Raw genomic sequence first — 12,155 nt, 5'->3', positions numbered from 1 at the left:
CGCGCCGCCTCGCCCGCCGCCCGCTGGTCCCGGGCCCGGCGCCGGGCCGCCTCGAACTCGTGCAGGTCCAGCTGCCCGGCCCCGACCGCCAGGCGGTACCCCGCACCGTGCGAGCCGAGCACCGCGCCCGCGGCCCGGCGCGCCCGCTCCGGCTCCAGCACCCGCCGCAGCCGGGAGACGTAGGTCACCACCAGGGCGCCCGAGTTGGCGGTGGCCCGGGTACCCCAGACCGCCTGCACGATCTGCTCCCGGGGCACCGGCTCGTTGGCGTGCAGCAGCAGCACCGCCAGCACCGCGCCCTGCATGGCCGGGCCCGGCGACCGGGTCACGCCGGCCCGGCTGACCCGCAGCGGCCCGAGCAGCTCATAGCGGAGCAACCCGCCCGCTCCGGCCCGCGCGACCATGCCCTCCGCTCCCCTCCGGCCCCGCGGAAGCGGTCCGCGGAGTGGGGCCACAGTGGACTAGACCAGAGGCGGCGTCAACACATGCGCCGGAAAACTTGTCGTGCGACGGACAACCAGCTCGTCGCGCACCGCACCCCCCAAGCACCCGAACGCGAAAACGCCGAAGGCCCGGAGGTGAACCTCCGGGCCTTCGACTTCAGTAGCGGGGACAGGATTTGAACCTGCGACCTCTGGGTTATGAGCCCAGCGAGCTACCGAGCTGCTCCACCCCGCGTCGTTGTGTCTCAACCATAGCACGTCCGCGGCGCCCCCTGCGCACACCACCGATCGGGCGGCGGGCGCAGGGGCGCAGCTCACGGGCTACGGCGAGGGCGTGGCCGAGGGCCGGGCCGGCGGCGCGGCGGGCGGCGCCGCCGGGCTCGCGGATGCCGCCGCAGTGGGCGGGGCGGCGGGCGACGCGGAGCTCGACGGCGCCGGCCCCGCCCCGCCGTCCGCCTTCTGCTCCGCCGCCAGCGCCGCGCCGATCGCGTCCTGCAACTCCTTCTGGGCCGCGCCGTACCCGGCCCAGTCCCCGGCCTTGAAGGCGTTCTGCGCGTCGGTGTCGGCCTTCTGGATCGCCGCCAGCGCCTGCTGCAGCGCCGGGGAGACCGCGCCGCCACCCGAGGGCGGCGTGCTCACCGTGCTCCCGGTGCCGCCGCCACCGGTGCCCGAACCCCCGGAACCACCCCCCGGCGCCACCGGGGTGGCCCCGGGCGCCGAGCCGAGCACCTGGGTCAGCGCGGTCGGCAGGTCGCCCGCGAAGGCCACGTTGTCGTTGCCGTACACCGCCAGCACCTTCTGCAGCACCGGGTAGTTGGACCCGCTCCCCTTCACGTACACCGGCTCCACGTTGAGGAAGCCGCCGGCCACCGGCAGGGTCAGCAGGTTGCCGTAGTCGAGGTTGGCATCGCTGCCGTTCTTCATCAGGGTGATCGCGCTGGCCACCGCCGAGTTGGAGTTGAACTTCGCCTGCACCTGGCTGGGCCCCGGTGTGTTGCTGTCACTGGGCACGCTGAGGATCCGGATCTTCCCGTAGTCCGGCCCCGGATCGGAGTCCACCGACATCAGCGCCGCCAGGTTGGGCCGACCGCTGGGCACGAAGGTGCTGGTCAGCGAGAAGGTGGCGGCGGACATGTCGGGCATCCGCAGGGTCAGGTAGTACGGCGGCTGCGCCTGGTTGCCGCCGCTGGTCGGGTCGTTCGGCACCTGCCAGATGTCCGTCCCGTTGAAGAACGCGTTCGGGTCGGTCATGTGGTACATCCCCAGCAGGTCGCGCTGCACCTTGAAGAGGTCCTGCGGGTAGCGCAGGTGCGGCAGCAGGCCGGCCGGGATGGCGCTCTTCGGCTCGACGGTGCCGGGGAAGGCCTTCATCCAGGTCTTCAGCACCGGGTCACTGTCGTCCCACTGGTAGAGCGTCACCTGGCCGGTGAACGCGTCCACGGTGGCCTTGACCGAGTTGCGGATGTAGTTGACCTGGTCGGCGTCGCCGCTCAGCGCGCCGCGGGCACCGCTCAGCGAGTCCTTGGTGGCGTCGCCCAACGTGGTCTTGGAGGAGAACGGGTAGCCGTCGGAGGTGGTGTACCCGTCCAGCACCCAGAGCACGTGGCCGTCCTGGACGACCGGGTAGGGGTCGCCGTCGACCGCCAGCCAGGGCGCGACCTTGGCCACCCGCTGCTGCGGCGTGCGGTCGTAGAGCACCTTGGCGCCGTCGGTGATCGCCCCCGAGTAGAGGATCTGCGGCTCGCTGAACTTCACCGCATAGGCGGCCCGGGTGATCGGGTTGTCCAGCGAGACCCCGCTGTCGCCGGTGTACTGGTAGGTCTGGGTGGCGCCGTCGGCGGTGTTGTCGATCTCGTGGTTGGAGCCGCCGACGATCGAGTACGTGGTGGTGTTCTCGCCGTAGTAGATCCGCTGCTCGTAGTCGCCCAGCGCCCCGGTGGCCGGCAGCCCCGACTCGGTGAACACCGGCTGGCCGTTGCCGTTGACCGCGTTGCCCTTGGCCGCGACGACGCCGTAGCCGTGGGTGTACTTGAAGTGGTCGTTGATCCAGTTGTGCTGCTGCACCCCGGACGGGTTGAGCTCGCGCACCCCGATCACGGTGTCCTGCACGCTGCCGTCCGCGTTCGGGTAGCGGTCCACGTCCAGCGTGCCGGGGAAGCCGTAGTAGGAGCGCTGCTGCTCCAACTGCTGGAAGGTGGGCGAGACCAGGTTGGGGTCGAGCAGCCGGATGTCCGAGATGGTGGTGCTGTCCTGCTGGAGCTTGCCGGGGTCCGCACCGGCGCTGGGCGGGTAGACCTGCGTCTGCACCCCGGCGATCCCGTAGGCCTGCCTGGTCGCGTCGATGTTCTGCTTGAGGTACGGGGTCTCCTTGGCCTGCTCGTTCGGCTTGACCTGGAACTGCTGCACGATCGCCGGGTAGAGCCCGCCGATCAGCACCGCGGAGAGCGCCAGCAGGCCGAAGCCGATCAGCGCCGGCGCCCAGGTCCGCCGGATCGGGGTCAGGAAGAAGAGCAGCGCGCAGATGATCGCCACGCAGAACAGGATGGTCTTGGCCGGCAGCACCGCGTTGGCGTCCACGTAGCGCAGCCCGGTGTAGCCCGGCACGCCCTTGTAGGCGCCGGTCTTGACCGCCAGTGCGTACCGGTCCAGCCAGTAGGCCACCGCCTTGAGCAGCACGAACAGGCCGAGCAGCACCGCGAGGTGGCCCTGCGCACCGCTGCCCACCCGCCGGCCCGGACCCTGCAGCCGCAGGCCGCCGTACAGGTAGTGCACCAGCAGCGCGGCCACCAGCGCGACCACCACCGCGCTGAACGCGAAGCCGAGCAGGAACTCGTACCAGGGCAGGTCGAAGGCGTAGAACGCGGCGTCCAGGTGGAACTGGCTGTCCTTCACGCCAAAGTCGGTGGCGTTGGTCCACAGCAGCCACAGCCGCCACTGCCCCGAGGCCGCCGCCCCGGCGACCAGGCCGACCAGCAGCGAGACGCCGATCAGCAGCCACCTGCGGAACGGCGCGATCCCCATCCGGTAGCGGTCCAGGCTCTGCTGCTCGATCGACATCGCCGACAGCGGCGGCCGCAGCCGGTGCGCCACCCAGATGTTGATGCCGGTGGTCACCGCCATCACCAGTCCGAAGACCGCGAACAGCCCGGCCTTGGTCCACAGCTCGGTCGTGAAGACCCGCGCGTAGTGGACCGATCTGAACCAGAGCCAGTCCGTCCACAGACCGGCGAAGAGCAGGAAGGCCACGAAGAGCAGGACCAGCGCACCCACCGAGAACAGCAGGACCCTGGCGCGGCGGGAGGGCGGGCCGACGCGCGGCCGGAAGCCCTGGCCTCCCCGATCGGGCATCTGGAACACCAAGGCGGCACCTCTGCGGTAGCGGGTCACGGGACTCGGACGGGCGGTGGACGGGCGGCACTGCGGGCGACGCCTGCCGGCGCCTCCCGGAGAGCAACTTAATCAGGCTCTCACCGAGTTCCCGGGCCGAGGTCGGCCGGGCCCCCGAGCCCGGTGCGCCCGGCGCCCGCACGGCACCGCCGCGGGCCGACCGGCGGGCCCGACCGACGGCCCCGACCGGCGGCCCGTGCCGCGCGGGTCCGGGACCGCCCCGGCGCCCCGACGTGTGAGGATGGGGCCATGTCCGATGCCAGCAACACCCCCACCGCCGACGGCCTGCCGCCGGCCGCCTCCCCCCTCACCCGCGCCGCCCTGGAGATCGACGAGTACGTCGCGGGGCTCGGCTGGGACAAGCCCGCCCGCCTGTTCGCCCTGGTCGACAGCGCCAAGCTGCGCCGCACCGACCCGAAGGTGGCCAAGCAGCTGGGGCTGGAGGACGACGCGGAGGGCTCGCTGACCCCGGTCGAGCAGGACGAGCTGCCCAGCGGCATGGCACTGGACGAGTTCCTCGGCACCATCGCCTGGCCGGACATGGTGGCCGGCTGCGCGCTGGTGGTGGAGCGGCTGATGCTGCCGCCGGGCGCCGAGAAGAGCCGCCCGGCCGGGGCCACCGAGGCCCAGCTGGCCGACTGGGTGGCCAACCACCCGCAGCGCCAGGAGGTGCGGATCACCGCGGCCGTGCTGCGCGACGGCAAGCGCGAGATCGCGCTGCGGCTGCGCGAGAAGGACCTGGCCCGCGAGGTGCTGACCGGCCCCGACCTGGTGCCGGGGCTGACCAAGGCGCTGCTGGCCACCTTCGCCTGAGCCACCGCGCCCCGCACGACGACGGCCCGGACCGCTGCTGCGGTCCGGGCCGTCGTGCTGTCGGGCCGTCGTGCTGTCGCGGGAGGCGAGCCGCGCTCCGGCGGCCGGGGAGGCTACTTCGAGCAGGACGCGAGCGCCGAGTCCTGCCCGGCCCGGATCTGGCCGAGCGCCTTGAGCGCGTCGTCCAGCGTGCTCACCTTGATCAGCCGCAGCCCGCTCGGGGTGTTCGCGGCGGCCTCGGTGCAGTTGTCGCTCGGGGTGAAGAAGTACCGGGCGCCGGCGTTGCGGGCCGCGATCTCCTTCATCGAGATGCCGCCGATCGGCCCGACGTTGCCCTTGTCGTCGATGGTCCCGGTGCCCGCCACGAACTTGCCGCCGGTCAGGTCGGTGGGGGTCAGCTTGTCGATCACCCCGAGCGAGAACATCAGCCCGGCGCTCGGCCCGCCGACGTCCTGCAGCCCGATGTCGATCTTGAACGGGAAGGTGTGGTCCACCTCCGGCTGGATCCCGACGAAGGCCTTGCCGCTGGCCGGCGACGTGGTGGTGGGGACGGTCACCTGGGTCTCGTCGGACGGCGCCGGGTTCATGCCGTCCTTGGCCTGCGGGACCACGGTGAAGACCACCGGGTCGCCCGGCTTGTGCTTGGTGACCAGGTCGGCCACCTGGTTCGGGTCGGTGATCGCGGTGCCGTCCACGGCGGTGATCCGGTCGCCCGCGTGCAGCTTGCCGTCGGCCGGTGCGCCCGCCACCACCGAGCCGATCACCACCTCGGTGCCGACCGGGATGCCCAGCTGGGTCAGCGCCGCCGTCTTCGCGCTGTCCTGCGAGGAGGCGAACTCCTCGGCGTTCTGCTGGTCCGCCTGCTGCTCGGTCTGGCCCTTGGGGTAGACCGAGTCGTGCGGCACCACCAGCACGTCCGACCGCAGCCAGCCGGTCACCACCGAGACCAGGCTCGGCTGGTAGTCGGCGCCGGTGACCTGGACGGTCGTCATGTTCAGGTGCCCGCTGGTCGGATAGGTCGGGTGCCCGGAGATGCTGATCACGGGGGTACCGGCCTTGTCCTGCGCGCCGAGCGTGTTGTAGGTCGGCCCGGGGCTCAGCTCCGTGTACGGCACGTTCATGAACACGGAGGCGCACAGCAGCGCTATGAGCATCAGGGTGGCGGCGAGCATCGTCGCAGAGCGGCGTGGCATGCCATGACAGTACGGGACCGACGCTGGGTGGCGCCCGTCGGGCTAGGAAGAAGCTGGGCCGTCCGAACCGCCGCCGGCCGACCGGCCGACGGTGCTGCGCTCCATGGCGGCCAGGAAGCGCTGGTGTTCGGCGAGCGAGGCGCCGTCCCCGGTGGCCTTCGGCGGGCGGGCGGCCCAGGCCGCCCAGAGTGCGGCGAGCACGCCCGCAACGACGGGGATGCCCAACCAGGCGAGTGCCCCCATGTCCGGTCCTCCGTTTCGGTCCGCCGTGGCCCTGCACGTCAGCAGGCGTCGTGCCTATCAGCACATTAACCGCCTGGCCGGAGAACGGCCGGGACGCCGGTCGGGTCACGCCCGGGTGTCCGGCACCACTCCACGGAGCGAACCGCGCGTCGCCGGTGGGCACGCGACTGCGCCCGAACGGGTTCCGCGCCCGCTGCCGGGTGGCGGACCGACGGGTGGCGGACCGACGGGCGGCGTGGCGGGCCCGACGGGTGGCGGGCCGCGATGCGGGCCGGCGGGCCCGCGGGGGCGGCCTCAGCAGGAGCCGGCGCCGACCCATTCCTCCCGGCCGTCGGTGAAAACCTGGTGCTTCCAGATCGGCACCTCGTGCTTGAGGTCGTCGATCAGCTTGCGGGCCGCGGCGAACGCCTCCCCGCGGTGCGGGCAGGAGACCGCGACGATCACGGCGGCGTCGGTGATCGCCAGCTTGCCGATCCGGTGCACGGCGGCCAGCGCCCGCACCGGGTGGTCGGCCACCACCTTCTCCGCGATCCGGCGCATCTCCTGCTCTGCGCTCGGGTGGCAGCTGTACTCCAGGGCGGCCACCGACTGGCCGCCGTCGTGGTCGCGGACCGTCCCGACGAAGATCGCGGTACCGCCGGCCGCGTCGTCGCCGACCGCCGCGTACACCTCGTCGAGGGAGAGCGGCGTCTCGCGGATCGCGAGCAGACGGATGGGATCGAGGTTCTCGGACATGCTCCCATGATCCGTCATGCCTGGTCGGCGAGGGCAATTGTGGGGTCGTCCAAGGCACCGCCGGGCCGCGGCGGGCACCGGACGACGCCGGGCCGCGGACACCGGAGGGTGCCCGCGGCCCGGCGCCCGGGCTCAGTACCGGCGCCGCTTGCGGGCCCGCCGGACCAGCGCCGCCGTGCCCACCAGGGCCACCGTGGCGCCCGCCGCCCCCAGGCTGGTGGCGGCCTCCTTGCCGCCCAGCCGGCGCCCGGCCACCGCGTGCTTGCCCGCCACCTGCGCCAGCAGCTCGGCCAGCACCTCCTCGTTGCTGTACCGCGGCCGCCAGCCCGCCTCGTGCAGCCGGCTGCCGGAGACCACCCACGGGTACATCGTGTAGGCCAGGTCCCCGGCCGGCGCCGGGGTCAGGCCGAGCCGGTGCAGCCGGGCCGCGGTGCCCAGGGCCAGCGAGGCCGGCAGCTCCATCCGGCGGATCCCGGAGAGCTCCTCGACCTGCTCCTGCTCCAGCCAGCCGTCGCAGCCGACCGTCACCTCGCCCTCGACCAGGCCGAGCGCGGCGTACTCCAGCGCCCGGGCCAGGTCGTCCAGGTGGCAGAACTGCCAGCACGGCCGCGAACCGGCCACCACCAGCAGCCGGGGCGCCTCGAAGTGCCGGGTCAGCACGGTGTCCACGCCCGGCCCGACCACCACGGCCGGCCGCAGCACGGTGACCTGCAGCCCCGGGTGGGCCCGCGGCGCCCGGTGCGCCAGCCGCTCGATCTCCAGCAGGTCGCCGACCAGGCTGGCCTCCTCGGTGGCCCGCAGCTCGGACTCCTCGGCCAGCGGCACCTCGTTGTCCGGCAGCGCGCCGTAGACCATCGCGGAGGTGCAGAGCACCACCCGGTGCACGCCGGCGGCGGCCGCCGCCGTGAGCACCGTCTGCGCGCCCCTCACGTTGTAGGCGCTGCGGGCCCTGGGGTCGGACTCCATGTTCAGGTCCATCGCCAGGTGCACCACCACGTCCACCCCGCGCAGCCGCTCGGCCACCGCCGGGTCGCGCACGTCCAGGACCCGCCACTGCACCCCGGTCGCCTCGCCGCGCCGGTCGTCGATGGCCAGCACCTTGCGCACCGCCGGGGAGGCGGTCAACCGGGCGGTGACCCGCTCGCCCAGCACCCCGGCCGCGCCGGTGACGGCCACGGTGAGCGGTCGCCCGCCGTAGGCTGGGGGCGCGGGCTCCGGGACCGGCTGGTCCGGTCCGCCTCCGGTCAGCCCAGAGCGAACGTCCGAAGGCGGGGAACTCACCGGCCATCCTCCACGGTTAGCTTATGTGCGTACGTACGAGTGTCACGTACGGTCCATCCTGCCCGAGGAGCGGGCGTGGCGGTGCACCCGGCACGGGCGCGCCCCGCCGACCGCACCCAGCTTTGCCCGACCAGTGACCCCCCACCTGCTTTCCCGCCACACCACCCAGCGCGTGACGGCCGACCAGATCGAGGACCCAGTGAGCGACCTCCCCTTCGGATTCGGTGTCCCGCCCGAGGAGCCCGAGGAGGGCAAGGACCAGGGCGGCAAGAAGGACGACCAGGGGCAGTCCGGCGAGCAGCCCGGGCAGCCGGCCTTCGGCTTCGGTGCGGCCAACCCCTTCGGCGCGTTGTTCGGCATGGGCGGCGCGCCCGGCGCCGGTGACAACCCGTTCGCCGCGATGATGGGCGGGCTCAACCCCAACGACCTCGGTGCCGCCTTCCAGCAGCTCGGTCAGATGCTCTCGTTCGACGGCGGGCCGGTCAACTGGCAGCTGGCCAAGGACATCGCGCGGCAGAGCGTGGTGGCCGAGCCGGCCGAGGGCAGGAGCAAGGACCGCTCGGTGAGCACCGCCGAGCACTCGGCGGTCGCCGAGGCGGTCCGGCTCGCCGAGCTCTGGCTGGACACGGTCACCGAGTTCCCCTCCTCCTCGGCCACCGCGGCCGCCTGGAGCCGGGCCGAGTGGATCGAGGCGACCCTGCCGATCTGGCAGGAGCTGGTCGACCCGGTCGCCGAGCGCGTCGCCGGTGCCATGGGCGGCGTGCTGCCCGAGGAGATGCAGGCGATGGCCGGGCCGCTGATGGGCGTGATGCGCTCGATGGGCGGCGCGATGTTCGGCACCCAGATCGGCCAGGCGCTCGGTGCGCTGGCCGCCGAGGTGCTCGGCTCCACCGACGTCGGCCTGCCGCTGGCGCCGGCCGGCAAGGCCGCGCTGCTGCCGCAGAACATCGCCGAGTTCGGCGAGGGCCTGAGCGTGCCGGCCGAGGAGGTGCGGCTCTACCTGGCCCTGCGCGAGGCCGCCCACCAGCGGCTCTTCGCCCACGTGCCGTGGCTGCGGGCGCACCTGTTCGGCGCCGTCGAGGCCTACGCCCGCGGGATCAAGGTCGACACCTCGCGGATGGAAGAGCTGATGGGCCGGCTCGACCTGGAGAACCCGGAGGCCATGCAGGAGGCGCTGGCCGGCGGGCTGCTGCAGCCCGAGGACACCCCCGAGCAGAAGGCCGCGCTGGCCCGCCTGGAGACGGCGCTGGCCCTGGTCGAGGGCTGGGTCGACGCGGTGGTGCACGCCGCCGCCGAGCCGCACCTGCCGCAGGCCTCCGCGCTGCGCGAGACGCTGCGCCGGCGCCGGGCCACCGGCGGCCCCGCCGAGCAGACCTTCGCCACCCTGGTCGGCCTGGAGCTGCGCCCGCGCCGGCTGCGCGACGCCTCCCGGCTCTGGGCCTCGCTGGCCGACGCCCGCGGCATCGAGGGCCGCGACGACCTCTGGCAGCACCCCGACATGCTGCCCACCGCAGCCGACCTGGACGACCCGGACGGCTTCGTGCACCGGGGCGGCGCCGAGCCCGTCGAGGGCGGTCTGGACTTCGACGCGATCGACAAGCTGCTCGGCGAGGCCGCGGCGGGCACCATCCAGGACCGGAAGCCGGACGCGCCTGAGCAGGACGCCCCCGAGAAGCGCGACCCCGAGAAGGACGACCCGAACGCATGATGCACGCCGATGCCGTCCGCGCCCTGACCGCCTGGACGGCCGACGGGGCCGAGCAGGAGCAGCTGCGCCGCGACTACCTGGACCACCTGGCGGCGCACCAGGACGGCCTGTGGCGCTCCTGCCTGCCCGCGCACATCACCGCCAGCGCCCTGGTGGTCGACCGGGTGGCCGGGCGGGTGCTGCTCACCCTGCACCCCAAGGTCGGGCGCTGGCTGCAGATGGGCGGCCACTGCGAGCCGGGCGACGACACGCTCGCCGCGGCCGCGCTGCGCGAGGCGGTCGAGGAGTCCGGGATCGCCGAGCTGCGGCTGGCGGCCGGCGAGGGCGAGGGCGGGCCGCTGCCGGTCAAGCTGGACCGCCACCAGGTCCGCTGCGCCGGCAAGGACCGGCCGGAGAACACCCACCTCGACGTCCAGTACCTGGCCCTGGCCCCGGCCGGCGCCCGCGAGCTGATCAGCGAGGAGTCGCTGGACCTGCGCTGGTTCGGCTACGACGAGCTGCCGGCGGACACCGACCGCTCGGTGCGGGAGCTGGTCGCGCTGGCCCGCAAGCTGGTGGGCTGAGGCTCCGGCTCCTGGTGGGCCCGGCTCGCCCGGGCCCGGCCGGCTTGCCTTCCGGGGCCCTGCCGGTCGCCCTGGGTCAGCCGCAGACCTCGCCCGGCTGGGGCGGGTCGGGCGGCACCGGCGCACCGCCGCCGCGGGCACCGGGGATGTGCGGCAGCCGGGGGGCGGAGGCCACGCCCTCCAGGTAGCCGCGGGCCCGCTCGGTGCGCGGGTAGGCCTCCAGCAGCGCCCAGAAGTGCGCGCCGTGGTCCGGCACCAGCAGGTGCGCCAGCTCGTGCAGCAGCACGTAGTCCAGCACGTACTCGGGCATGCCCTGCAGCCGGTGGGAGAGCCGGATCGAGCGCTCGCTGGGGGTGCAGGAGCCCCAGCGGGAGTTCTGGTTGGTGACCCAGCGGACCTGGTCGGGGCGGGCCCGGCCGCCCAGGTAGGCGGCGGAGAGCTGGTCGGCGCGGGCGGCGAGCGCGTCGTCCCCGAGCGTGCGGCGGCTCTCCTGCGCGGCCAGCCGGTCCAGCATCCGGGCCACCCAGCGCTGCTCCTCGGCGAGCGACATCCGGGCCGGGATCAGCACGATGGTGCGGTCCCCCTCGCGGTAGGCGGAGACCGTGCGGCTGCGCCGGGCGCTGCGGCGGACCTCCACCGGGCCGGGCGCACCCGGGTGCTGGCCGGCGGGGTGCTGACCTCCGGGGTGGGCCGGTGAGGGGTGCGCTGGCGAAGGGTGGGCCGGTGAGGGGTGCGCTGGCGAAGGGTGGGCCGGTGAGGGGTGCGCGGGGGTGGGGTGCGCCGCCGCGCCTGGCCGCCCGCGTGTACCGGGCGTCGCGACCCCCGGCGCGGCCGCGGCACGGGCACGCCGGGACGACGCCGAGGGCTTGGAATCCCGTTCGGCTGCCATGGCACACGACGTTACCCGCTGGCACCGACAGAAGTCCGCTGCCCCGGCCGAATTGTTCCCGACATTGATCGGGGTCGGTCCCGCCCCGGCTTTGACCGGCTGAGACCAGCGGAGACCGGTCGCGGCCTGCCCCGATCGCCCGCCGAAGCCGACCCGATGACCAGCTGATCAGACCTTCTCCACCGCCTGTGGATAACCGGCTTGGCGAATTCTCCCAGGTCGGGCACGCTTCTCTCACCCAAGGCAATCGACTGGCTACCCAAAGCCACGGAGAGGGGAGGCGGCCATGCGCCCGATGCTCAAGTCGGCACTCTCGCGGGCCTGGCGCGACCAGGAGACGCTGCAGCTGGGCACCGCGCCGGAGCGGGCCCACGTGGTGGACCGCGCCGACGACCGCTACTGCGCCTTCCTCGGCCTGCTCGACGGCGAGCGGGACGGCCCGGCGCTGGAGGCCGCCGCCGAGGGCCTCGGGCTGGCCCCGGCCTACGTCGCCCAGGCGCTGCACTCGCTCACCGAGACCGGCCTGCTGGACGACGCGGTCGCCGTCGAGCAGGCGCTGGCCGAGCTGCCGCCCACCCGGCGGGAGCTGCTCGCCCCCGACCTCGCCTCGCTCTCGCTGCTCCATCCCCGGCCCGGCGGCGGCGCCGAGGCGCTGGCCCGGCGGACGGCGCTGCGGGTGGAGGTGCGCGGTGCCGGGCGGGTCGGCGCGGCGGTGGCGGCCGTGCTGGCGGCGGCCGGGGTCGGCGAGGTGCGGGTGGTGGACCAGGGGCGGGTGGCGCCGGAGGACTGTGCGCCCGGCGGTATCCCGGCCCAGGAGATCGGGCGGACCAGGGTCGCCGCGGCCCGCGAGGTGGTGCGGCGGGCCGCCGGGCTGCCGGGGGCCGCGCCGCCCCGGGCCTC

The 12,155-nt window shown here is 74.2% G+C and carries 11 protein-coding genes and 1 tRNA gene; 4 read left to right on the top strand and 8 right to left on the bottom strand.

What is annotated here, in order from left to right:
• From ACQRUO_RS35380 to ACQRUO_RS35370, 3 genes are all read right to left on the bottom strand, one after another.
• A partial coding sequence (locus ACQRUO_RS35380) for an AfsR/SARP family transcriptional regulator (RefSeq protein ID WP_428320262.1) occupies positions 1-404 on the bottom strand: 404 nt, incomplete at its 3' end.
• A gap of 200 nt (positions 405-604) precedes the next feature.
• Positions 605-678, bottom strand: a tRNA-Met gene (locus tag ACQRUO_RS35375).
• A gap of 86 nt (positions 679-764) precedes the next feature.
• Positions 765-3,791 (bottom strand): UPF0182 family protein, encoded by a 3,027-nt coding sequence (locus tag ACQRUO_RS35370; protein ID WP_428320261.1) that lies wholly within the window; start codon positions 3,789-3,791, stop codon positions 765-767.
• Between the two features lie 288 nt (positions 3,792-4,079).
• Here ACQRUO_RS35370 and ACQRUO_RS35365 point away from each other — a divergent pair, with 288 nt between their 5' ends.
• Positions 4,080-4,643: a PPA1309 family protein gene (locus ACQRUO_RS35365; RefSeq protein WP_428320260.1), complete on the top strand. Its 564-nt coding sequence runs from the start codon at positions 4,080-4,082 to the stop codon at positions 4,641-4,643.
• 113 nt (positions 4,644-4,756) lie between these two features.
• On the opposite strand, the gene ACQRUO_RS35360 is transcribed toward ACQRUO_RS35365, so the two are convergent.
• The 4 genes from ACQRUO_RS35360 to ACQRUO_RS35345 all read right to left on the bottom strand — a co-directional run bounded on the left by ACQRUO_RS35360 (position 4,757) and on the right by ACQRUO_RS35345 (position 8,095).
• Positions 4,757-5,836, bottom strand: coding sequence for a YlbL family protein (locus tag ACQRUO_RS35360; RefSeq protein WP_428320259.1), 1,080 nt, complete (start codon positions 5,834-5,836; stop codon positions 4,757-4,759).
• Positions 5,837-5,878: 42 nt separating this feature from the next.
• Positions 5,879-6,079, bottom strand: a complete 201-nt coding sequence (locus ACQRUO_RS35355) for a hypothetical protein (protein WP_428320258.1) — start codon at positions 6,077-6,079, stop codon at positions 5,879-5,881.
• Positions 6,080-6,373: 294 nt separating this feature from the next.
• Positions 6,374-6,814 (bottom strand): molybdenum cofactor biosynthesis protein MoaE, encoded by a 441-nt coding sequence (locus ACQRUO_RS35350; RefSeq protein ID WP_428320257.1) that lies wholly within the window; start codon positions 6,812-6,814, stop codon positions 6,374-6,376.
• A gap of 132 nt (positions 6,815-6,946) precedes the next feature.
• Positions 6,947-8,095 carry an NAD-dependent epimerase/dehydratase family protein gene (locus ACQRUO_RS35345; RefSeq protein ID WP_428320256.1) on the bottom strand — a complete coding sequence of 383 codons (1,149 nt, stop codon included), beginning with the start codon at positions 8,093-8,095 and terminating at the stop codon, positions 6,947-6,949.
• A gap of 199 nt (positions 8,096-8,294) precedes the next feature.
• Between ACQRUO_RS35345 and ACQRUO_RS35340 the strand changes: the two genes are divergently transcribed.
• The gene (locus tag ACQRUO_RS35340; RefSeq protein ID WP_428320263.1) at positions 8,295-9,803 is read left to right on the top strand and encodes a zinc-dependent metalloprotease; all 1,509 of its coding nucleotides are present in this window, start codon (positions 8,295-8,297) and stop codon (positions 9,801-9,803) included.
• Positions 9,800-10,366 carry an NUDIX hydrolase gene (locus ACQRUO_RS35335; protein WP_428320255.1) on the top strand — a complete coding sequence of 189 codons (567 nt, stop codon included), beginning with the start codon at positions 9,800-9,802 and terminating at the stop codon, positions 10,364-10,366. Before ACQRUO_RS35340 ends, ACQRUO_RS35335 begins: the two co-directional genes overlap by 4 nt.
• 76 nt (positions 10,367-10,442) lie before the next feature.
• On the opposite strand, the gene ACQRUO_RS35330 is transcribed toward ACQRUO_RS35335, so the two are convergent.
• Complete coding sequence (locus tag ACQRUO_RS35330) at positions 10,443-11,003, bottom strand: M48 metallopeptidase family protein (protein WP_428320254.1); 561 nt, start codon at positions 11,001-11,003, stop codon at positions 10,443-10,445.
• 538 nt (positions 11,004-11,541) lie between these two features.
• Here ACQRUO_RS35330 and ACQRUO_RS35325 point away from each other — a divergent pair.
• Positions 11,542-12,155: ThiF family adenylyltransferase (locus ACQRUO_RS35325; RefSeq protein WP_428320253.1), on the top strand; the 614-nt coding region annotated here is incomplete at its 3' end.

This window comes from Kitasatospora sp. LaBMicrA B282, from assembly GCF_050325825.1.
In the GTDB taxonomy this organism is placed as follows: Bacteria; Actinomycetota; Actinomycetes; order Streptomycetales; family Streptomycetaceae; genus Kitasatospora.
Note: the sequence above shows the minus strand (reverse complement) of the source record. Positions and strands in the feature narration are given on the sequence as shown.

Excerpts from the sequence above, each read along its gene's own strand:
- ACQRUO_RS35370 (WP_428320261.1), bottom strand. The coding sequence starts at position 3,791 with ATGCCCGATCGGGGAGGCCAGGGCTTCCGGCCGCGCGTCGGCCCGCCC.
- ACQRUO_RS35365 (WP_428320260.1), top strand. The coding sequence starts at position 4,080 with ATGTCCGATGCCAGCAACACCCCCACCGCCGACGGCCTGCCGCCGGCC.
- ACQRUO_RS35360 (WP_428320259.1), bottom strand. The coding sequence starts at position 5,836 with ATGCCACGCCGCTCTGCGACGATGCTCGCCGCCACCCTGATGCTCATA.
- ACQRUO_RS35355 (WP_428320258.1), bottom strand. The coding sequence starts at position 6,079 with ATGGGGGCACTCGCCTGGTTGGGCATCCCCGTCGTTGCGGGCGTGCTC.
- ACQRUO_RS35350 (WP_428320257.1), bottom strand. The coding sequence starts at position 6,814 with ATGTCCGAGAACCTCGATCCCATCCGTCTGCTCGCGATCCGCGAGACG.
- ACQRUO_RS35335 (WP_428320255.1), top strand. The coding sequence starts at position 9,800 with ATGATGCACGCCGATGCCGTCCGCGCCCTGACCGCCTGGACGGCCGAC.